17 protein-coding genes, 1 tRNA gene and 1 pseudogene are annotated in these 19,671 nt (G+C 64.9%); 8 read left to right on the top strand and 11 right to left on the bottom strand.

What is annotated here, in order from left to right; genetic code table 11:
- The first annotated feature begins 100 nt into the window (after window positions 1–100).
- The 3 genes from IB223_RS01455 to IB223_RS01465 are packed head-to-tail and all read left to right on the top strand — an operon-like array spanning window position 101 to window position 2,828.
- Window positions 101–928, top strand: a complete 828-nt coding sequence (locus IB223_RS01455) for a glycosyltransferase family 2 protein (RefSeq protein ID WP_192199918.1) — start codon at window positions 101–103, stop codon at window positions 926–928.
- The gene (locus IB223_RS01460) at window positions 928–1,956 is read left to right on the top strand and encodes a CDP-glycerol glycerophosphotransferase family protein (protein WP_192199919.1); all 1,029 of its coding nucleotides are present in this window, start codon (window positions 928–930) and stop codon (window positions 1,954–1,956) included. The genes IB223_RS01455 and IB223_RS01460 overlap by 1 nt, the downstream gene beginning before the upstream one ends.
- A gap of 56 nt (window positions 1,957–2,012) precedes the next feature.
- A complete protein-coding gene (locus tag IB223_RS01465) occupies window positions 2,013–2,828 on the top strand; it encodes a glycosyltransferase family 2 protein (protein WP_192199920.1) in 816 nt (271 codons plus the stop codon).
- On the opposite strand, the gene IB223_RS01470 is transcribed toward IB223_RS01465, so the two are convergent.
- From IB223_RS01470 to IB223_RS01490, 5 genes are read right to left on the bottom strand one after another with little or no spacing between them, the layout of a single operon-like run.
- Entirely contained in the window at window positions 2,804–3,886 is a 1,083-nt protein-coding gene (locus IB223_RS01470; protein ID WP_192199921.1) for a glycosyltransferase family 9 protein, read from the bottom strand. The two genes, IB223_RS01465 and IB223_RS01470, sit on opposite strands and share 25 nt — an antisense overlap.
- A gap of 2 nt (window positions 3,887–3,888) precedes the next feature.
- Window positions 3,889–5,409: a PH domain-containing protein gene (locus tag IB223_RS01475; protein WP_343227122.1), complete on the bottom strand. Its 1,521-nt coding sequence runs from the start codon at window positions 5,407–5,409 to the stop codon at window positions 3,889–3,891.
- 11 nt (window positions 5,410–5,420) lie between these two features.
- Window positions 5,421–5,909, bottom strand: coding sequence for a PH domain-containing protein (locus IB223_RS01480; protein ID WP_225590751.1), 489 nt, complete (start codon window positions 5,907–5,909; stop codon window positions 5,421–5,423).
- Window positions 5,910–5,914: 5 nt separating this feature from the next.
- Entirely contained in the window at window positions 5,915–7,372 is a 1,458-nt protein-coding gene (locus IB223_RS01485) for an SEL1-like repeat protein (RefSeq protein WP_192199924.1), read from the bottom strand.
- Between the two features lie 22 nt (window positions 7,373–7,394).
- The gene (locus IB223_RS01490; RefSeq protein ID WP_192199925.1) at window positions 7,395–8,294 is read right to left on the bottom strand and encodes a lauroyl acyltransferase; all 900 of its coding nucleotides are present in this window, start codon (window positions 8,292–8,294) and stop codon (window positions 7,395–7,397) included.
- A gap of 98 nt (window positions 8,295–8,392) precedes the next feature.
- Between IB223_RS01490 and dtd the strand changes: the two genes are divergently transcribed.
- The 5 genes from dtd (at window position 8,393) to IB223_RS01515 (ending at window position 14,508) form a co-directional block, all read left to right on the top strand.
- The gene (gene dtd / locus IB223_RS01495; RefSeq protein ID WP_192199926.1) at window positions 8,393–8,833 is read left to right on the top strand and encodes a D-aminoacyl-tRNA deacylase; all 441 of its coding nucleotides are present in this window, start codon (window positions 8,393–8,395) and stop codon (window positions 8,831–8,833) included.
- 100 nt (window positions 8,834–8,933) lie between these two features.
- Window positions 8,934–10,790 carry an RNA polymerase sigma factor RpoD gene (gene rpoD / locus IB223_RS01500; RefSeq protein ID WP_192199927.1) on the top strand — a complete coding sequence of 619 codons (1,857 nt, stop codon included), beginning with the start codon at window positions 8,934–8,936 and terminating at the stop codon, window positions 10,788–10,790.
- A 168-nt stretch (window positions 10,791–10,958) separates the two neighbouring features.
- Window positions 10,959–12,497 (top strand): glucan biosynthesis protein G, encoded by a 1,539-nt coding sequence (locus IB223_RS01505; RefSeq protein WP_343227123.1) that lies wholly within the window; start codon window positions 10,959–10,961, stop codon window positions 12,495–12,497.
- A 2-nt stretch (window positions 12,498–12,499) separates the two neighbouring features.
- Window positions 12,500–14,470: a glucans biosynthesis glucosyltransferase MdoH gene (gene mdoH / locus IB223_RS01510; protein WP_192201197.1), complete on the top strand. Its 1,971-nt coding sequence runs from the start codon at window positions 12,500–12,502 to the stop codon at window positions 14,468–14,470.
- A tRNA-Ile gene (locus IB223_RS01515) sits at window positions 14,433–14,508 on the top strand. Before mdoH ends, IB223_RS01515 begins: the two co-directional genes overlap by 38 nt.
- 146 nt (window positions 14,509–14,654) lie before the next feature.
- On the opposite strand, the pseudogene IB223_RS01520 reads toward IB223_RS01515, so the two are convergent.
- The 6 genes and pseudogenes from IB223_RS01520 to IB223_RS01545 all read right to left on the bottom strand — a co-directional run bounded on the left by IB223_RS01520 (window position 14,655) and on the right by IB223_RS01545 (window position 19,654).
- Window positions 14,655–15,815 (bottom strand): annotated as a pseudogene (locus IB223_RS01520) (IS30 family transposase).
- Between the two features lie 141 nt (window positions 15,816–15,956).
- Window positions 15,957–16,520 (bottom strand): flavin reductase family protein, encoded by a 564-nt coding sequence (locus IB223_RS01525; protein ID WP_192199928.1) that lies wholly within the window; start codon window positions 16,518–16,520, stop codon window positions 15,957–15,959.
- Window positions 16,517–16,849 carry a putative quinol monooxygenase gene (locus IB223_RS01530; protein ID WP_192199929.1) on the bottom strand — a complete coding sequence of 111 codons (333 nt, stop codon included), beginning with the start codon at window positions 16,847–16,849 and terminating at the stop codon, window positions 16,517–16,519. Before IB223_RS01530 ends, IB223_RS01525 begins: the two co-directional genes overlap by 4 nt.
- A 60-nt stretch (window positions 16,850–16,909) precedes the next feature.
- Window positions 16,910–17,656: an SDR family oxidoreductase gene (locus IB223_RS01535; RefSeq protein ID WP_192199930.1), complete on the bottom strand. Its 747-nt coding sequence runs from the start codon at window positions 17,654–17,656 to the stop codon at window positions 16,910–16,912.
- Window positions 17,657–17,777: 121 nt separating this feature from the next.
- Window positions 17,778–18,686: a helix-turn-helix domain-containing protein gene (locus IB223_RS01540; RefSeq protein ID WP_192199931.1), complete on the bottom strand. Its 909-nt coding sequence runs from the start codon at window positions 18,684–18,686 to the stop codon at window positions 17,778–17,780.
- A 5-nt stretch (window positions 18,687–18,691) separates the two neighbouring features.
- A complete protein-coding gene (locus tag IB223_RS01545; RefSeq protein ID WP_225590752.1) occupies window positions 18,692–19,654 on the bottom strand; it encodes an AraC family transcriptional regulator in 963 nt (320 codons plus the stop codon).
- Window positions 19,655–19,671: the final 17 nt, after the last annotated feature.

A 19,671-nucleotide genomic window follows, 5' to 3' on the forward strand; every position in this document is an offset into this window, starting at 1 on the left:
GTGGGGCCGCGCGTAAGCGCAAGACAGCCGCCAGTCAGGAAGTCATGCCAGTAGAGGATCGGCAGGCCTCCTGCACCCGGAATCTGCGTGGGAGTCTAGAATGACCGCCATGCAGCCCCCCCTTCCCATCTCCCTCGTCGTCATTACCCATAACGAGGCGCTGAATATCGGGCGTTGCCTGGATAGCGTGTCGTTCGTCACGGAAAAGCTGGTGGTCGACAGCGGGAGTACCGACGATACCGTCGCGGTCGCGCAGGCGCATGGCGCGCGCGTGGTTCACCAGGACTGGCTGGGGTTCGGGCCGCAACGCAACTTCGCCAGCACCCAGGCGCGCCACGACTGGCTGCTGGTGCTGGATGCGGACGAGTTCCTGTCGGAGGAACTTGCCACCCAACTCGAACGCGAATTGCCCTCCTTGCTGGCCTCTGCCAAGGCGGGTGCCTGGCTTCGCCGTCGTACCTGGCTGATGGGCGCACCGATGCGGTGGTACCGGCCGATGGTGGGCGAGCGTTCTGCGCGGATCTATCACCGCGACCGGGCGCGGTGGACGGATGCCCGCGTGCATGAATCGTTGCGTTTCGATGGCGGGACGGTAGAGTTCCGCGCGCCCTTCAATCACGCCGACAACCCCAGCTTGGTGCACAAGCAGCTGAAGGTACTCCGTTACAGCGAACTCAAGGCTCTGGACTGGCGCGACAAGCGGCGGCCGGTACGGATGTGGCTGACCCCGCTGGTCTATCTGTCGAGCTTTATCAAGGACTACCTGCTGCGACTGGCTTTCCTGGACGGCTGGCGCGGTTTCATCATCGCCCAGACTGCGGCGAACTACGCTGTCTACAAACGCATGCGCTACTACGAGATGCAACACAACCCGGCCTCGATCGAGGCCGCACATCGCAAGCTCGCTGCACACCAACTGGAACACTGATGGCCAAGCATTATCTCCTGTACGGCTCGGAGCGCTACGCGCTCGCCATCCTGCGACCGTTGCAGGACGCCATCCGTGCGCGCGGCGGTGAGGCCGCCTGGTTCTTCGATGGCCCAGGGGCGGAGGACCTGCGACCGGACGAGAGGCTGCTGACCACCACGGAGGAAGTCCGCCGCTGGAACGCCATCGCCGTGATCACCGGCAGCAACGCGGTGCCGCACTTCTTCCCCGGCGTGAAGGTGGAAACCTTTCACGGCTTCGATGCGGGGAAGCCCCGGCATATCTACATCCGCGGGTTCTTCGACCTCTATTGCACCACGGGGCCGAACGACACGCGCGCATTCACGGACATCGCCGAGCGCGTCGGCCACTTCAAGGTGGTCGAGACGGGCTGGCCGAAGATCGACCCCTTCATGAAGGATATCGCCGGCGCCCTGCCGCCGGTTCGCGAACCGCCCGTCATCCTGTACCACTCCACGTTCTCCCCGTCGTGGAGTGCCGCAGAGACGCTGTACGAAGAAGTGAAGCGTCTGTCGCGCACCGGGGAGTGGCGCTGGATCGTCACCTTCCATCCGAAGATGAACCCGGACACCGTGGCGAAATTCCGCGCGCTGCAGAACGAACACCTGCGCTTCGCCGACGACGACAACATCCTGGACCTGTTCCCGCAGGTCGACATGATGTGTTCGGACACATCGTCGGCGCTGAACGAGTTCCTGCTCACGCACAAGCCGGTGGTGACGTTCAAGAACCGCAGGCCGGGCCCGCAACTGATCGACATCGACGATGCGGCCCAGTTCGAGCCGGCCATCCGGCGCGCGCTGTCCCGGCCGCCGGCGCTTATGCAGGCCATCGTCGACTACGCCGACAGCATCCATCCCTACCGCGACGGCCGATCGAGCGAGCGCGTGCTGGAGGCCATCGACGCGTTCATCGTGGCAGGGGCACGCAACCCGCGGCCCAAGCCGATGAACCTGTGGCGGAAGCTCAAGATCCGCAAGCGCATCGGTTATTGGGGGCCGGCCTGAGGACCGCGACCGGTTGTCATCTGGCCCGGCGAGAATCGGGCGGGTGAAGGGGTGTCATGAAGATCACTGTCATTGCCAGTACGTACAACGCGGAGGAATGGCTGGAGAAGGTGCTGCACGGCTACCGGTTCCAGACATGGCGCGATTTTGAGCTGATCATCGCCGACGATGGTTCGCGTGCGAGCACCCGCGAGATGGTGGAACGGCTGGCGGCCGATTATCCGGTGCCGTTGCGGCATGTCTGGCATGAAGACGCGGGTTACCGGCGACAGGAAATCCTGAATCGCGCGATCCTGGAGTCGTCGCACGACTACATCCTTTTCACCGACGGCGACTGCATTCCGCGCCGCGATTTCGTCGGCGTCCACGCGGCACTGGCGGAGCCGGGGCGCTTCCTGTCCGGGGGCTACTGCAAGCTGAGCATGAAGGCGAGCAAGGCGATCACACTGAATGACATCAGCGACGGCCGATGCTTCCAGCTCGACTGGCTGCGCGCGCTGGACCGCGTGGGATTCTCGCCTGCGCTCAAGCTGGGCGCGGGGACGCGGACCGGCCCCCTGCTGGATGCCATCACCACCACGCGCGCGACGTTCAACAACTGCAACTCTTCCGCATGGAAGCAGGATCTGCTGGCGATCAACGGTTACGACGAACGGATGAAGTACGGCGGCCCCGATCGCGAACTGGGCGAGCGTCTGGAGAACCATGGAGTGCACGGAAAGCAGATCCGCCATCGTGCAGTCTGCGTGCATCTGGACCACGCGCGGAGCTACAAGACGTCGGAGTCCATACAGCGCAACCTCGCCATCCGCGCGCAGACCCGCGCGCAGCGCATCACCCGGACGCCTTACGGCATCGAGAAGACGGGCTGATCGCGCATGGGCAGCGTGCGCCATGCGTGGATCACGTCGGCGACCTGAAGGTCGCTGACGCGGCTCGCCTCGCCGCGTTCGCCGCCCAGCACATGGATCGCTCCGGGACCGATGGGTCGCCATTTCGCGGGCGACGCGGAACCGAACATCACGACGAGCGGGCAGCCGAGCGCGGCAGCGGCATGGGCGGGGCCGGTGTCGACGGACACCATGCTGTGCGCCTGTTCCAGCAATGCGAGCAGGCGCGGCACCGGAAGTTCTCCTGCGGCGTTGACCATCCGGGGCGTGTGCCCAGCGGCCGCGTGGATGTCGTCCAGCACGCCGCGTTCGGCCGGCGATCCGCAAAGCACGATCCGGGCATCGGGAAGGTCGCTCCAGATCGCGTCCGCCAGTCCGGCCCATGCACTGGGCGGCCAATGCTTGGAGTGGCTCAGTGCGCCCAGGCGGCCTCGCTTGTGGGTGCGCTTGTTGCCAGGCTGGAACAGGACGCACGGCGCGGTTCCGAATCCGTGGGCGGCCTTCCAGCGCAGCACGTCCTCGCGGTCCGCCGGGCGTACCACCAGCCGGGGCAGGCGGAAGGCGGCGGTATCGACCTCGGCGGCATGCGGGTAAGGGCGCGCCGGATTGCTCGCACCCAGCAGCAGCCAGCGGTCAGGCCAGAGTCTCGGGACGCCGTCGTGCTCATCGTCCTCGAGTGCGCGCCGCACCTGGTCCTCGTCGGGGATGCCCGCACGTTGCAGCAGGCGCAGTGTGGGCGGATGTGTTTCGCACACGTACACGGGGCCGCGCCCACGTGCGCGCAGCCGACTGACTGCCGTCCATTGGCTGGGGCAGAGCAGGTAGGGCGTATTGCGGCTGCTGACCGTCCACACGGAGCCCACCTCCGGCAATGGCTCGAGCAGGGCGTGCGTCCAGGGTCCGGCGCCCAGTACGTCGACGGGACGGCCGTAGCGTGCGTGCAGCAGGCGGATGAGGGTGGTCAGCATCACCACGTCGCCGAAGGCGCCACAGCGCACCACGAGCGGAGCGGCGGCGTCCGATTGCGGGATCGATTCCATGTTCACCATGTCAGGCGGCGAGCTGCCAATGTGTCACGCAGGCGATCATAAACAATGGCCGCTTCTTCGAAACGGACGAAGCGCAGGCATAGCGGTGCCGCGATCCCACTGGCGCCCGCCGTATCCAGCCAGAGCGTGCCGGTGCCGCAGGCGTGGTCGAGGGGCGAGCGCGACAGGCGCAACGCCTGCAGTTTGTCGATCTCGGCAAAGCGCCAGTAGCGTGACCACCAGCCACTGCGCACCGCCACGACATGATTGTCCAGGGCCCAGCCCATGCGCTGCGCCTGCCGGTGTGCGGCGTACGCGGCGAAAGCGAACCATGCGAGCCCCAGCCAGGCCCAGTGGCCGACGTGCCACGCTGCGAGCGCGGTGACCGGTACCAGCAGGGCCAGCGACGGCAGCAACAAGCGCCAGCGTGCGGAGTCTTCGACGGGTTGCCAGTCCTCGCGTGGCCATTGCACATGCGGCAGCAGGTGCCGTATGAGTGCATCGCACGCGTCTGGCGACGCCACGGGGGCCACGTCCTTCAGCGCGCGCGTGTCCTGTTGCCCCGCCTTCTCGGCGACGGCGGTATCGATGCGCAGCGAGCGGCGGCGGAACACCCGGTGCAGCACGCCCTCATGGACGGTCCATGCCTGGATGCGCCGGCGCGCAACGCTGGTGCGCAGGCGTGCAAGCAGGCCGCGTTCCACCATCAGGCGGCGTGCATCTTCGGTCAGCCGGAAGCCGTGGAACTGCAGCAGTGCCAGCACGACGGACAAGGCCCGGACCAGGCCCAGCGCGAGGATGACGAGTGCGACGACGCTGGCCGCGCCCGCGAGCCAGCCCAGATGCAGTTGCTCGGCATAGCCGTAAGCCTGTTTCGCACCCTGGCGGAAGAACTGTTCGATCATCTTCTCCGGCAGGATCTGCCATGCGGCACCGAAGCCCGCGGCGACCACGATCATGCCGCGGTTGGAGATCAAGCCAAGCTTGATGACCTCCCTCGTCGAGAGCGACAGAAGTGTGGTGTCGGCCGGGTGTGCTGCGTCCGTGGTACCCGGCGCCTCGTGGGCGGCCGTGCCATGCGCCTGGTGCCGCACCAGGTTTTCCAGGGCCAGCGCGTCGTGCAGGCCAAGGACCCGCATTTGGGCCTCGGGCTTCTGTCCTCCTGCGGACTCGAGCCGCACCTCCGCGACGCCAAACATGCGGTGCAGCAGCGACTGGTGGACCACCACATTGTGGATGCGCGAGAACGGAATCTCCCGTCGCGAGCGGTGCAACAGGCCTTCGCGTACCGTCAGGCCATCGCGCCCGATCGTGTAGCGATAGGTGAAGTACTGCAGGATCGCCAGCACCACCAGCACGATGATGCCGATGACGGGCGCGAGCGACGCCCAGACGTCGCCATCGCCACTGCTCCTGCGGGCGCCGAACACCACCAGCGCGACCAGCGGAAAGATGAACTGCTTGAGTTGTTGCAGCAGCACGAACAGCCATGACCAGGGGTGCAGACGGCGTTCGTCGGGAGCATCGGTTTGCACGGCGCCATCCATCACAGCGCGTCGTCGTGGTCGACCTGTGTGGCGAGGCGTTCGCGCAGGCGTTCCGCGTCCTCTGCATCCAGCCCCGACACGGAAACCGCCGCCATCCGCGTGCCTGCGGTATGCACCACCAGGGTCGACAGGCGTGCGCTGCGTTCGAGCGGTCCCCGCTTGAGATCCAGGTGCTGCACGCGCGAAATGGGCACGTGGGTCTCGCTCTGCCACCAGTTGCCGCGACGCAACGCGAAACCCTGATCGTCCAGGCGCCAGCGGGTGCGCCGATGGCGCTTGACCGCGACCCACGCGCCGATCAATGCGCCGGCCAGCGCCGCTGCCGGAACGGCAAGCCAGGGCGACACGACGTCAGTAGCCCGGGAGATGAAGAACGCAGGGATCGCCAGCGGGAACATCAGGGCAGCCCCGCCCAGCGCGGCCAGCCAGGCGCCGCGGGACGGCAGCGATTGCCACTCTGGCGCATCCGCAGCGGATTCAGGCTCCATATGCATCACATCCGTCCTGCCCTGATCTCATCTATCGCACGATAGTCCAGCACATAGTCGTTGCCATTGCGGTACCGGCTCAAGCGCGCCGTCATCCGTTTCTTGGTGCCCGCGCGCTTGTCTTCCGTCGTCTCGGTGTCGGCGGTCAGCTTCTCGAGCGCCAGCAGCTGGAACTGGACGGCCTGTTCGAAGTCCCGGTTGGCGGCCAGCGCGCTCGCCACCGTATCCAGTTCATGCCAATTCAGTTCATCCTTGCGCCGGATCATGAACTGGGCCAGTTCCAGCGCTTTGGCCGGATCGCGCTGGCCGGCGACAGGACAGGTCGCCCAGATCCATACGCGTTCGTTGCGTGCCTGCTTCGCGCCAGCTTCTTCGGCGCGGGTGGCCCAATCGGCCGCCTGCCTGCAATCGCGCGGCAGCCCGGCCACGCCCTCGAAGTAGTAGTTGGCCATGCCGAGCAGGGCCATCGGTTCGCGCCCGTGCGCAGCAGCGCGTTGCAGGTGCGGCAGTGCACGGGCCAGCGACGCCTCGGAGAATTTGCCACGCTGCGGAATCGCGTTCGATGCGACCCACGCCGCCTGCGCGTGGCCGCCTTCGCTTGCCTTCTCCAGCCAGGCCAGGCCCTCGTCTTCGTCTTTCGGCGCCAGTTGCGGCATCGCGCCGCTGTAGAGCAGAGAGCCGACTCCGAACTGGGCCAGGAGGTCGCCGTCCGCGGCCTTCTGCCGCATCGCCTGCACGCGCAGCCGGTAGCTGTGCATGTAGTCGGGCCAATCCTCGTTGAGGCGGGTCCGGATGGCCGCGTCGTCCAGCGGTGCGCGGTCCAGCGTCGCCAAGGCTGGCGCTTCGGACTCGAGCATCGTCGAGATCGACATCTCCATGGCTTGGACGTCGCCGATGCCGGCCTGCCGGAAGGACTGGTCCATCAGCGTCGACGCATCCATCACCATCGATTCGTAGCGGTACCGCCAGCGGCCATCTTCGCGAGCCAGGATGGGGCCGAACTGGAACTGGGTCTCGGTCGGCGATCCGATCTCGCCCACGGCCTCGTCCCCGACCACTGTGACATTGCTCAGTGCCAGGATCGGCGCGTCTTCGGACGCCGGTTCGACGCCGATCCAGCCCCGGGTGAAGCACAGTGCAGCCACCGCGCGCCCATCCATCGCCTGCAGCGCTTCATCCGCCTGGGTGGCCCGCAGCAGGTACACCAGAACCCGATCCAGGCTGGGCAAGCGGCGGAGCTGTCCGGGGGACGCATACAAGGCCAGGTCGCGCAGGAACGCGAAGTGGTTCTCGCTGGACGTGGCCAGCAGGTCTACCGCCTCGGCATTGTCCTGGCTGCTGAGCGCTGCGTAGCGATCCCACGCGCGGCTCACGTCGTTCATCGTGGCTATGTCCTGCGCCGCCCACGCCGGCAGCACCAGTGCGCCAGCCAACGTCCCGGCCAGCCATCTCCGCATCCGCATCGTGTTCCCCTGTGTGGTCCCCTCAGTGGTAGGGATTGCCCTCGCCACTGCCTTCCGGCCGCAGGGTATAGCGTTTGTAGGTCCACTGGTACTGCGCGGGATCGCGACGCGCGATCCGCTCGACGGCCTGGTTGAGCGCTGTCACTGCCGTTACGGCGTCCGCATCGGCGATCGCTGCGGGTGCGCGCTCCACGTGCAGCGCGAAGTCCGGCCCCGGACCGATGCGTTCACACCAGGCGAACAGCACCGTCGCCCCCGTGCGCTCCGCCAACCGCGACACCAGCGTCATGGTCAGTGCGGGCTTGCCGAAGAACGGCGCAAATTCGCCATCGCCCATCTTGGGTTGCTGGTCGGGCAGGATGCCCACCGCACCCCCATCCTTCAGCACCTTCCATAGCTGGCGCACGGCGGGGCCCTCCGCGCGCACCTGGCGGATGTTGTCCGCTCCACGCACCCGCAGCAGGAAGGCGTCACCCGCCGGCGACTCAGGCGGGCGGTAGACGATGGCGATCGGGCCGCGCGAGGCCAGCCACTGGTTGAGCAGCTCCCAGTTGCCGAAGTGGGGCGCAGCGACGATCACGCCTTTGCCACTGGCCAGCGCTTCGTCGTACAGCGCCTCGCCGTGACGCTCGCGCAGGCAGGCCAGGTTCTCGCCTGCTGGCCGCGTCCAGAAGCGCAGCGTTTCCAGCGCCTGCCGCGCGGTCGTGCGCAGGATGGCGGCGTGCAGTTCGTCTCGCTGTCCCGGCAGCAGGTCCGGATAGACGATCTCCAGATTGCGGCGGGCCACCCGGCTTTCGCGCACGTCGAACCGCCGCCACGCCCAGGCCATTGCATTTCCCAGTGCGCGTAGCCAAGGCCAGGGGAGGCGCCCGATGAAGGCGGCGGCGTGGTAGCCGAAGGCGGCGAGGGTGTCCGGTTTCATCCGCCGAGTGTAGCCAACCGGCGCGCCGCCCTTGCTGCCGGTGCACGACGGTGACCCCGGTATCCTGTTCTTCCCTTCGTGCCGTCCGGACCCATCCCATGCTTTCCCTGATCCAGCGTGTGACCCGGGCGAGCGTCGCGGTCGACGACATCGTCGTGGGGGCCATCGACACCGGTCTGCTGGCCTTGGTGGGGGTGGAACCCGGGGATGGCGAGGCGCAGATCGCCCGCATGGCCGACCGCCTGCTGGGTTACCGGGTCTTCGCCGACGAGGCGGGGCGCATGAACCGGTCCCTGGCCGATACGAACGGCGGACTGCTGCTGGTCAGCCAGTTCACCTTGGCCGCCGATACCCGTTCGGGCATGCGGCCCAGCTTCACCACCGCGGCCCCGCCCGCCGAGGCTGAACAGGGCTTCAACCGGCTGGTCGACATCTGCCGCGAAAAGCACGCCGGCAGGGTGGAAACCGGGCGTTTCGGCGCCCATATGGTGATCAGCCTCGTCAATGACGGGCCCGTGACCTTCCTGCTCCGCCCGTGACGTTCTCCCCTTGCCGGGAGACAGGCTTCAGGAACCCAAGCCGGTCCGGGCTGGTATAATACGGGGTTCTCCCTTTCCTCTTCCCGGTGGCGCAACCTCGATGGCCAACGAACGTCCTGCGCAGCAGTCCGACATCAAGCTCTTGATCAGCAAGGGCCTGGAGCAGGGCTATCTGACTTACGCCGAAGTCAACGATCACCTTCCCGACGACCTGGTCGATCCGGAACAGATCGAAGACATCATCGGCATGATCAACGGCATGGGCATCGATGTCCATGAAGTCGCTCCCGATGCCGAAACCCTCCTGCTTGCCGATGGCAACACCGGCAACCGCGAAGTCGACGAAACCGCGGCCGAAGAAGCCGCCGCGGCGCTCACTTCGCTGGATACCGAAGGCGGCCGCACCACCGACCCGGTGCGCATGTACATGCGCGAAATGGGCACCGTCGAGCTGCTGACCCGCGAAGGCGAAATCGCCATCGCCAAGCGCATCGAGGAAGGCCTGGGCCAGGTGCAGGCATCGCTCGGCAACTTCCCGTGGTCGATTGAGCTGTTGCTGGAAGACTACGAACTGCACAAGGCGGGCAAGAAGCGCCTGGCCGAGGTCATCGTCGGTTTCAACGATGTCGAGGAGCCGGCGCCGGAAGTGCCGGTGGCCGAGGAAGCCGTCGAAGCCGCCGACGATGCCGCCGACGACGAAGAAGAAGCCGCCGACGATGTGGCCGAGGAAGCGGGCCCGACCGGCCCGGATCCGGAAGAAGTCGCGCGTCGCATGCAGGTGCTGGCCGACGGCTACGCCAAGTTCAAGAAGTCCTATGCGAAGAACGGCCCCGAGAACAAGGCCGTGGTCAAGCTGCGCACCGAACTGGGCGAGACCTTCGTCACCCTGAAGCTGCCGCTTCCGCTGACCGACACGCTGGTGCGCAAGCTGCGTGAGGTCGTGGCTCAGGTCAAGGACCATGAGCGCCGCGTGCTGCACCTGTGCGCCAATGTCGCCAAGATGCCGCGCAAGGAGTTCCTGCGCGCGTGGGAAGGCAACCAGACCAACCTGGGCTGGGTGGACGAGGTGTTGAAGCGCAAGCAGAAGTGGTCGTCGGGTCTGCGTGACGTCAGGGAGCAGATCGTCGCCGAGCAGGAAGCCACCATCGCCGTCGAACAGGCGATGTACCTGACGCTGGCCGACATCAAGGAAATCAGCCGCGCGATGGCCTATGGCGAAGCCAAGGCACGCAAGGCGAAGAAGGAAATGGTCGAGGCCAACCTGCGCCTGGTCATCTCCATCGCCAAGAAGTACACCAACCGCGGCCTGCAGTTCCTCGACCTGATCCAGGAAGGCAACATCGGCCTGATGAAGGCGGTGGACAAGTTCGAATACCGGCGCGGTTACAAGTTCTCGACCTATGCCACCTGGTGGATCCGCCAGGCCATCACCCGCTCGATCGCCGACCAGGCGCGCACCATCCGCATCCCGGTGCACATGATCGAGACGATCAACAAGCTCAACCGCATCTCCCGCCAGATGCTCCAGCAGTACGGCCGCGAGGCCACGCCGGAAGAACTGGCGAAAGAAATGGACATGCCGGAGGACAAGATCCGCAAGGTGATGAAGATCGCGAAGGAACCGATCTCCATGGAGACGCCGATCGGCGACGATGAGGACTCCCACCTGGGCGACTTCATCGAGGATACCAACGTGGAGTCCCCGATCGAGAACACCACCAACATCAACCTGTCGGAAACGGTTCGCGATGTACTCGCCGGCCTGACCCCGCGGGAAGCCAAGGTGCTGCGCATGCGCTTCGGCATCGACATGAATACCGATCACACGCTGGAAGAGGTCGGCAAGCAGTTCGACGTGACCCGCGAGCGCATCCGCCAGATAGAAGCCAAGGCACTGCGCAAGCTGCGTCATCCGTCGCGTTCGGAACAGCTGCGCAGCTTCCTCGACATCGACTGACGCAGCGGAACCTCGCGTTTGCACCAATGAAGCGCGGCCCCGGTGGGCCGCGTTTCTTTTTGGTGCATGGCGTACTCGCGCGTGATTGTGTGCAGGTATGTGGTCTTGTCATTCCGCTCACATCGCGCGATCTAGAATGGGCAAGACACTCGTTGTCATGGGAAAGGCGTGGAGCGCAGACAGGTATTGAAGGGCGCCATCGCGTTGGCGGCGTGGGGCGCGATGCCTCGTGTATGGGCACAGGCGAGCGTCACGGCAGGCGCCACGCCAGGCCACTTCTCACTGGAAACGGTTCCAAGACTTGCACGGACGCTGGCGCGCCAGCCCTATCGCGCACCCGATGAAACCCTGCCGGCGTCACTGGATGTCGGCTATGACGGCTACCGCGACATACGCTTCGATCCCGCGCAGGCGATCTGGCGCAAGGAGGGGCTGCCGTTTCGAGTGCAGATGTTCCATCGGGGCTTCCTGTTCAAGCAGCGCGTCGAGCTGTGGCGCGTGCACGAGGGGCTTGCCGAACCGATCACCTACTCCCCCGACCTGTTCGACTTTCCGGAAGGGGTGACACCGCCGCGGGACCCCGCGCTCGGGTTCGCCGGCTTCCGCGTGCATGCTCCGCTCAACCAGCCGGACGTGTTCGACGAACTGATCGCGTTCCTGGGCGCCAGCTATTTCCGCGCGCTGGGCAAGGGACACGCATATGGTCTCTCCGCACGGGGACTGGCGTTGGGCAGTGGCGACGCGGGCGCGGAGGAGTTCCCGCTGTTCCGTGCCTTCTGGATCGAGCAGCCTTCGGCAGGCGCGAAGCACCTGGTCGTGCATGCGTTGCTCGACAGTCCCAGCGTGACGGGCGCATTCCGTTTCGTGATCCGCCCGGGTGGCGAAACCGCCATCGACGTGCAGTCGCGCCTGTATCCCCGCGTGGACCTGGCGCATGCCGGCATCGCGCCGTTGACCAGCATGTTCGAGTTCGATGCCGGTGATCGCGTGGGAACCGACGACTACCGTCCGGCCGTGCACGATTCGGATGGATTGGCCATCTTCAACGGGCACGGCGAACAGATCTGGCGTCCGCTGAGCAACCCGCCGCGGGTCCAGCACAGTGCGTTCGCCGATGCCGGTCCCCGCGGCTTCGGCCTGATGCAGCGCAAGCGTGGCTTTGGCGACTATGCCGATATCGAGGCGCGTTACCACCAGCGTCCCAGTCTCTGGATCGAACCCAAGGGAAATTGGGGAAGAGGTGCCGTCACGCTGGTGGAGATTCCCACCGGCGACGAATACCACGACAACATCGTGGCGTTCTGGCGGCCCGCCGCGCCGCTGCGTGCGGGCCGTGAATACCACTTCGATTACCGCATGCACTGGTGCGACACGTATCAGTGGGACGCGGACCTGGCCGTCGTCACCGACACGCGCATTGGCGCGGCGCCTGATCCTGCGCGTCGACTGGTAGTGATCGATCTGGATGGCGGCCGCCTGGCCTCGCTGCCGCGCGATGCGAAGTTGACACCGGATGTCTGGGCGGCGAGGGGCGACATCGTCGGCGCGGTGGTCTATCCGAATCCGGAGACGCGAGGCTGGCGGTTGAGCTTTGAATTCCGCCCCCAGGCAGGGAACACGCATGGACGTGACGTGGAACTGCATGCGCGCGTGCTGGAGGGGCACGTGCCGTTGTCCGAAACCTGGCTGTACCGTTGGAGCACCTGACCATGAACATACATCGCGTGGATGATCCGCTGCAGCAGGAGTGGCTGCCCCCGGAATCGCCGCTTGCCATGCCGGTACAGGACCTGCGGACAGGCCGTCTATCGTCAAGAGCGCTGCCGACATCGCCCCCCGCCATCAGGCGGCGGCGTGCGCTGGTAATGGGTACTGCGATCGCGCTGACCCTGTTCGCGACCTACCAGATCTGGTGGGTATTGCGCGGCGACGGCATCAATGTGCTGGAGGGCGTGCTGCTCGCGTTGTTTGTTGCGCTGTTCGCCTGGATCGCGCTGTCGTTCTCCAGCGCACTGGCTGGCTTCGTGCTGCTGTTGCGCCGACGCCCGCATCCACTCGGCATCGATGACGCGGCGGCGCTTCCCGTGCTATCGACGCGCACGGCCCTGCTGCTGCCGACCTACAACGAAGACCTGCATCGCGTGCTGGCCGGCCTGCATGCGATGCATGAGTCGCTGCAAGGTACGGGACAAGGGGATCGCTTCGACTTCTTCATCCTCAGCGACACCACGCGCCCGGAAGTTGGGCATCAGGAAGTGGCGGCCGTCCGGGCTCTGCGGCGCAGGTTGGGTGCCGACGCACGCGTGTTCTATCGCCGTCGCCGCGAGAACACGGAGCGCAAGGCGGGCAACATCGCCGAATGGGTGCGGCGTTTCGGCGCTGCGTATCCGCAGATGCTGATCCTGGATGCCGACAGCCTGATGACCGGCGCCACCCTGGTCCGTCTGGCGGATGCGATGGAACGCAACGCCAGCGTTGCACTGATCCAGACGCTGCCGATGATCGTCAATGGGCGCACGTTCTTCGCGCGCATGCAGCAGTTCGCCGGCCGCGTGTATGGCCCGGTGGTCGCGCATGGCATCGCCTGGTGGCATGGCGCGGAAGGCAACTACTGGGGGCACAACGCCATCATCCGGACCGCAGCGTTCGCCCGGCACGCCGGCTTGCCCCATCTTCGCGGCGGCAAGCCGTTCGAGGGGGCCGTGCTCAGCCATGATTTCGTGGAGGCCGCGCTGCTTCGTCGCGGTGGCTGGGCCATCCACATGGCGCCGGGACTGGGTGGCAGTTACGAGGAAGGCCCGCCTTCACTGACGGACATGCTGGTGCGCGACCGCCGCTGGTGCCAGGGCAATCTGCAGCACGGCGCGGTGCTGCCGGCGCGTGGCCTGCACCGCATGCATCGGCTGCACCTGCTGGTCGGCATTGGTCACTATTTCACTGCGCCGATGTGGGCCATGCTGATGCTGGTCGGCCTGGCCATCCCCTTGCAGCAGGCCGGCTTCAACCTGAGCCAGCCGCATCTGGAAGGCTTCACCCCTGCGCTCTACTGGCGCGGTGGCGATCCCGCCCGCTTCCTTTGGGTTTTCTACTTCACGATGACGGTACTGCTGGCGCCCAAGGTGATGGGTTGCATGGCCACGCTGGTGCAGCCGGCATTGCGTCGGCAGTGCGGCGGTGGGCTGCGCATCATCGGCAGCGCATTGCTGGAAACCGTGATGGCGGCATTGATGGCGCCCGTCACCATGTACGTGCAATCGCGTGGGGTGGCGGAAGTACTGGCCGGACAGGATTCCGGCTGGGAGACGCAGCGCCGCGACGACGGCAGCGTGCCCCTCGCGAGCCTCGTGCGCCGTTACGCGGGATTGACGTTGTTCGGCGCGAGCAGCGGCGTGGTCGCCTACCTGGTGTCGCCCGCGCTCGCCGCGTGGATGGCGCCGGTCGTGCTGGGCATGGTCCTGTCCATCCCCATCAACGTCCTGACGGCATCGACCGTGGTCGGCCAGCGCCTGCGTGCTGCAGGATGGCTGCGCATTCCCGAGGAGTCCACGCCTCCGGCCATCCTCAGTCGCGCCCTGGCGTTGCGCGCCGCACCCGACGACGCGCCATCGGCACCCGTGGCCTCCGGTACAATCCTGGCGCTGGGGGCCTATAGCTCAATGGTTAGAGCAGAGGACTCATAATCCTTTGGTTCCAGGTTCGAGTCCTGGTGGGCCCACCAAAAAGTAGTCTGAATTCCGGCGATTGGTACCGACCCCGTAAGTTGAAACGTTGTTTCAACTTACGATGAAAAAGGGCGATAGTTGCAACGACTTGCCTCCGAATGACGGCCAGATGGGGGCGTTCTGGCGGCTTTCGACCTTGGATTCAACTGATCGACGCAACAGTTTGTCGATATCGCTCTGCCGGTGTTTCGTAGCCGAGCGTCTTGCGTGGCCGTTCGTTGAGCTGGCGTGCCACGCCGTCCAGCTTGGCCTGTGAGACATCGGCGAGGTTGATGCCCTTTGGGAAGTACTGCCGCAGTAGGCCGTTGGTGTTCTCGTTGGTACCGCGCTGCCAGGGATGATGCGGATCGCAGAAGTAGACCTGGATGTCCGTGGCCAAGGTGAAGCGGCGGTGCGCCGCCATTTCCTTGCCCCGATCCCAGGTCAGCGACCGGTACAGCTGCTTCGGCAGGCGGCGTGCGTTCTTGATCAGTGCGTTGATCACGGTCTCGGTGTCCTTGCCTGCCACCTTCACCAACATCAGATAGCGGGTCTGCCGCTCCACCAGCGTGGCGATCTGACTGTTCCGGTCACCGAACAGCAGGTCGCCTTCCCAGTGCCCCGGCACGGCCCGATCTTCGGCATTGGCCGGCCGCTTACTGATCGAGACAGTGTCGGTAATCCGGCCGTGGTTCTCTGTCTTCTGGGTGTGATGTCGTGAACGACGCATCGCCCGCGTGCGCCTCAGGTGCGCGAGCAGCTCCTGTTTCAAGGCTCCGCGCGACTGGATGTAGAGCGTGCGATAGATCGTCTCGTGGGACACCTGACGGCTCGCATCATCGGGATAGGTGCGTTTGAGCCAGCCGGCCACCTGCTCAGGCGACCACTGCCGCTGGATCTTCTCTGCCACGCGAGCAGCCAAGGCTCGATGCAGCGCCAGCTTACAGGGCTTGGGACGCCGCGCCCGGCCCTAAGCAGCCTGGTCTGCCTGGCTGGCTCGATAGCCTTCACGGCCTTCGTTGCGCCCGATCTCGCGGCTGATTGTGGAAGGGGCTCGCCCCAGCGACACAGCTATCGTGCGGATCGATCGTCCCGCCGCCAAGCCGCGGGAGATCTCCTCGCGCTCGGCCAAGCTCAGCATCCTTGGAGACCTTCGCCTCACCGGCGGACGAATGCCGCCGTGCTCGGCCAGGATGTTCCGCACGCAGCTGTGGTGCCGATCAAACAAGGATGCGATCTGGTGTAGGGACTCGCCCTGCTGCCAGCGATCCCACATCAGTGCCTTCTGGGTGTCGGTGTAGTAGATCCTCTTCCTGCGCTTCATCTGCAACACTCCTGCTGCCTACGCAGCTATCTGTGTGTTGCATCGATCATATGAATCCGCGGCCAAGAGCGGCCATACCAACCTGTCGACGGGACGCCAGGTTGGGCCGCGATGATCTTGCGCGGAGCACTCCGACTCTCTTCATAAGTTCTGGGGCTTGAAGTCAGAATGACGGCTCACGTAGCTCCCTGGCACCACAAACTCGCCTTCGCCGCGGTAGTGCAGAGTCTGCGGACACTTGGGATTGGCGGCCACATGGGCCTGTACGATCTCCCAGATGAAGAGGCCGTACTCGTCGATCTGCCGATCATCAACAAGCCTGCACTCGAAGCTGGCATAGCACTCCCGAATCAATGGCGCTTTAACTGAGAGCGCCGGTTCAGGAGTCAGACCGAACTCATGGAACTTGTTGATACCGCTCGATGCGCTGGAGTTGCCAATGCCGACTACCGCATCGAGCATGTCTAGCGTCGGAATGTTAATCACGCACTCACGGCTTTGACGCAGCATCGCGTAGCTGTGGTTGCCCTCCCAAATGTAGCAGCCGAAGAGCGCCGGCGAAAAGCCAAGTATCATGTGCCAACCCATTACCATGATGTTCTCGTTACCTCTCCACCTTGAGCTAACCAACACGATCGGCCCCGGCTCCAAGTGGCGCCTTACCTGATCAAGAGGAAAATTCCGCTTCTTTGCTGAAGTGCTCATTGCTCGTTCTCCAGGGCCTGATGCCCACTCGGAGGGGGCGAGCACTTACGGTAAGTGCGAATGTCGGGATCACCATCGCAGAGGTCCGGCACCTCGGCTAGAAACGAGCATACGTAGGGCGTAGCCATATGTGCGTCAAAATCGGCCTCTGAACACCAATCCTCAAGAACGATCCATATTCCGTCATCGCTGGTGTCCTGCAGTACCTCGTAACGCAAGTTTCCAGGCTCTGACGTGGATCGCGAAACCAGCTGGAGCAGGCGCTCGCCAAGATGTTGTTCGCGACCTTTGCTGGCGGCGAAGAATGCAACTTTGCTGACTATTTTCATGCTCAACCTCGAAAGCGACCGCCGCAGCTGCGGCGGCCGCATCGTGACGATGTAGTGGAATTACCAGGGCTGATCGGTCGGGAGAACGAACAGCTCGGCCACGTTGACGTAGTCCGGCGCCTGCAGCGCGAACAGGAGGGTGTCGGCGATGTCGTCGGCCTTGAGGAACGCCATCTGATCCCGCAGCCCTTCCATCTGGTCGCGGTAACCCTTGTCGGTGACATGCTCGAAGAGCTCCGTATCGACGGCGCCGGGCTGGATGCAGGTCACGCGGATGTTGTGCTTCTTGCCGATTTCCAGGCGCAGACCCTCGGAGAAGGCGGTGACGGCATGCTTGGTGGCACAGTAGACCGTGAGGCCTGCGAACACCTTGCGACCGGCGATCGAAGAGGTATTGAAGATGTGGCCGGAGCGCTGCTTCTGCATGATCGGCAGCACAGCCGCCGTACTGTTGAGCACGCCCTTGATGTTGACATCGACCATCCTCGCCCATTCGTCGGTCTTAAGGGTTTCGACATCGGAGATCGGCATCAGGCCGGCGTTGTTGAACAGGATGTCGACGGTGCCGTAGGCCTTGACCAGTTCATCCACACCCGCCTGCACCGACGCGGGATCGACGACGTCCATTTCAATGGCCAGGGCCTCGCCGCCGGCCGTCTTGATCTGGCGCACGAGCGCCTCCAGCCGATCGACGCGACGGGCAGCCAGGCCGACCTTGACGCCCTGTGCTGCCAGCTTGATTGCGGTGGCGGCACCGATACCACTCGATGCACCCGTGACGAGTGCGATTTTTCCGTTGAGATTCATGAGATTCACCTTGGGGATACGTGCCACCGATGGGGAGGTCGGTTTCAGCACGAGGCATAAATTGCGCCTTTCCCTATGGGCGATCTCTGGCGATCCTGCTCAATCTGTCGGGATCTTGCGGTCAGTTCCTGCCCCGGTACTCGCTGGGTGTGACCCCTGCTTCTCTCCGGAAGACCTGTGAAAAATGACTGGCGCTCGTGTAGCCGACCTCGAGCGCAACCTCGATGACAGGGCGGTCCGTCTCACGCAGCAACTGGCGGGCACGTTCCATGCGCAGCCGGATGAAGTACTGCGACGGCGTATAGCCCGTACTCCTCTTGAACGCGCGTGCAAAATGGAATTCGCTCAAACCCGAGCTCCTGGCCAACTTCTCTAACTGGAACTCCTGGTCCAACTGCGCCTCCATCGCCTCGGTCACCCGACGGAGCTTGAATGCGGGCAGGCCGCCACGCGCACGAGGCTCCGCTTCACTGGCGCTTCCGTAGCGGCGGACGAGATGTACCGCCAGACTCTGGGCCAGTCCTTGCACTAACAATGGGCTCGGCTCCCCGGGTGACATGAGCTCTGTCCGAAGCGGCTCAAGAAGCGCCGATAGGACGGGGTCCTTTTCGCCTGACGCGTCCCTCAGTGCCAAGTGCACACCTTCACCCAGCACTTCGATCGTCGCGCGTTGCAAAAGAGTGAGCCCAAGGTGCAGGTGCATCACCGTGAAAGGCTGTTCGCCTCTCGCCTGCCACCGCAGCTCGTACGGCTGCGGTGCGTTTGTCAGGAAGAAGTCACCGGCCGTCACCTGGTGCGCGACCCACTGACCGTCGAGCTCCCGCTCTTCCACGTTCGCATCTCCCGACAGCACCCAGACGATCAAGGGTTCGGGTACCGCCGGGATCAGCAGGCAGTCCTGGTGGCTGTTGCGCTGGAACACCTGGATCAACAAGTCCTTCCAGGCGCGCCCGTTCGCCGTGGCAACCCGGATCCCGGGCACCCGTGCATCCAGGGCTTCTGCAGAAGTTTGGCCGGTGTCGGTTGACATGATCGTCAGGAGCTCAGAGTGCGTTGTTGCGAGGCGACGACCGCCTGCGGGGAGACACTGAGCACATCCTTGAGATATCGCGCTTCCTCCAGCGGGCTGCGACCGAACAGGCGCTTGAACTCCCGGCTGAACTGCGAGCTGCTCTCGTATCCGACGCGCTCGGAGGCGCTGGCCGCGCTCAGTCCATTGCGAATCATGAGCAGCCGCGCTTGGTGCAGGCGCATGGCCTTGATGTATTGCAGGGGGCTGGTCTGGGTGACGGCCTTGAAATGGAGATGGAACGCAGGAACGCTCATGTTGGCGTCCCTTGCCAGCGTGGCCACATCCAACGCCTCGTCGAAGTGATCGTGGATGCGCCGCAATGCCTTGCCGATGCGGGCGAAGTGGCCGCCTTGCGTCAGCGCCGCACGCAGGCTTCCGCCTTGATTACCCATCAAGACCCTGTACGTGATCTCCCGCACGATGCCCGGTGCCAGTATCCGGGCATCGGTGGGATGAGCCAGTGCCTCCAACAACCGGATCGTGGCGTCGCCGATCCGCTCGTCTACCGCCGTTGCGAACAGGGTCTGAGGCGCGATCACCTGCTCCGGCTCGATCTCGTCACTTGCCAGGGCCAGCTCAGCGGTAGCGCTCTGATCGATGCGAAGCGCAACGCCCAACATGGGCTCTTGAGGTGTAGCTTCAGTCTCGATGTCGAAGGGAAGCGGCACCGACAAGACCAGGTACTGCTGCGCGTCATACACGTAGGCATTGCCGCCATGGAAGCCCCGCTTCCTGCCCTGCGCCACGATGACGATGCTTGGCTCGTAGAGGGCGGGTGTCCTTGGCAGCGAGCGATTGGAGCGCATGAGCGTCACCCCCTCCAAGGCCGACCGCGTGTAACCCTCCGCTGGTGCGAGCTGATCGATCAGTTCGGCCATCCTCGCGGCGCGCAGTAAGCCTTTCGGTGTAGAAAAATTCGAACCCATAAAGCTCTCCTTCCGAG

It is taken from the genome of Pseudoxanthomonas sp. PXM03, assembly GCF_014852005.1.
Taxonomy (GTDB): Bacteria; Pseudomonadota; Gammaproteobacteria; order Xanthomonadales; family Xanthomonadaceae; genus Pseudoxanthomonas_A.

Coding starts and splice junctions, on each gene's coding strand:
- IB223_RS01480 (WP_225590751.1), bottom strand. CDS start 5,909: ATGGAGCCTGAATCCGCTGCGGATGCGCCAGAGTGGCAATCGCTGCCG.
- dtd (WP_192199926.1), top strand. CDS start 8,393: ATGCTTTCCCTGATCCAGCGTGTGACCCGGGCGAGCGTCGCGGTCGAC.
- IB223_RS01545 (WP_225590752.1), bottom strand. CDS start 19,654: ATGGGTTCGAATTTTTCTACACCGAAAGGCTTACTGCGCGCCGCGAGG.
- IB223_RS01465 (WP_192199920.1), top strand. CDS start 2,013: ATGAAGATCACTGTCATTGCCAGTACGTACAACGCGGAGGAATGGCTG.
- mdoH (WP_192201197.1), top strand. CDS start 12,500: ATGAACATACATCGCGTGGATGATCCGCTGCAGCAGGAGTGGCTGCCC.
- IB223_RS01525 (WP_192199928.1), bottom strand. CDS start 16,520: ATGAGCACTTCAGCAAAGAAGCGGAATTTTCCTCTTGATCAGGTAAGG.
- rpoD (WP_192199927.1), top strand. CDS start 8,934: ATGGCCAACGAACGTCCTGCGCAGCAGTCCGACATCAAGCTCTTGATC.
- IB223_RS01535 (WP_192199930.1), bottom strand. CDS start 17,656: ATGAATCTCAACGGAAAAATCGCACTCGTCACGGGTGCATCGAGTGGT.
- IB223_RS01470 (WP_192199921.1), bottom strand. CDS start 3,886: ATGGAATCGATCCCGCAATCGGACGCCGCCGCTCCGCTCGTGGTGCGC.
- IB223_RS01455 (WP_192199918.1), top strand. CDS start 101: ATGACCGCCATGCAGCCCCCCCTTCCCATCTCCCTCGTCGTCATTACC.
- IB223_RS01540 (WP_192199931.1), bottom strand. CDS start 18,686: ATGTCAACCGACACCGGCCAAACTTCTGCAGAAGCCCTGGATGCACGG.
- IB223_RS01490 (WP_192199925.1), bottom strand. CDS start 8,294: ATGAAACCGGACACCCTCGCCGCCTTCGGCTACCACGCCGCCGCCTTC.
- IB223_RS01485 (WP_192199924.1), bottom strand. CDS start 7,372: ATGCGGATGCGGAGATGGCTGGCCGGGACGTTGGCTGGCGCACTGGTG.
- IB223_RS01530 (WP_192199929.1), bottom strand. CDS start 16,849: ATGAAAATAGTCAGCAAAGTTGCATTCTTCGCCGCCAGCAAAGGTCGC.
- IB223_RS01460 (WP_192199919.1), top strand. CDS start 928: ATGGCCAAGCATTATCTCCTGTACGGCTCGGAGCGCTACGCGCTCGCC.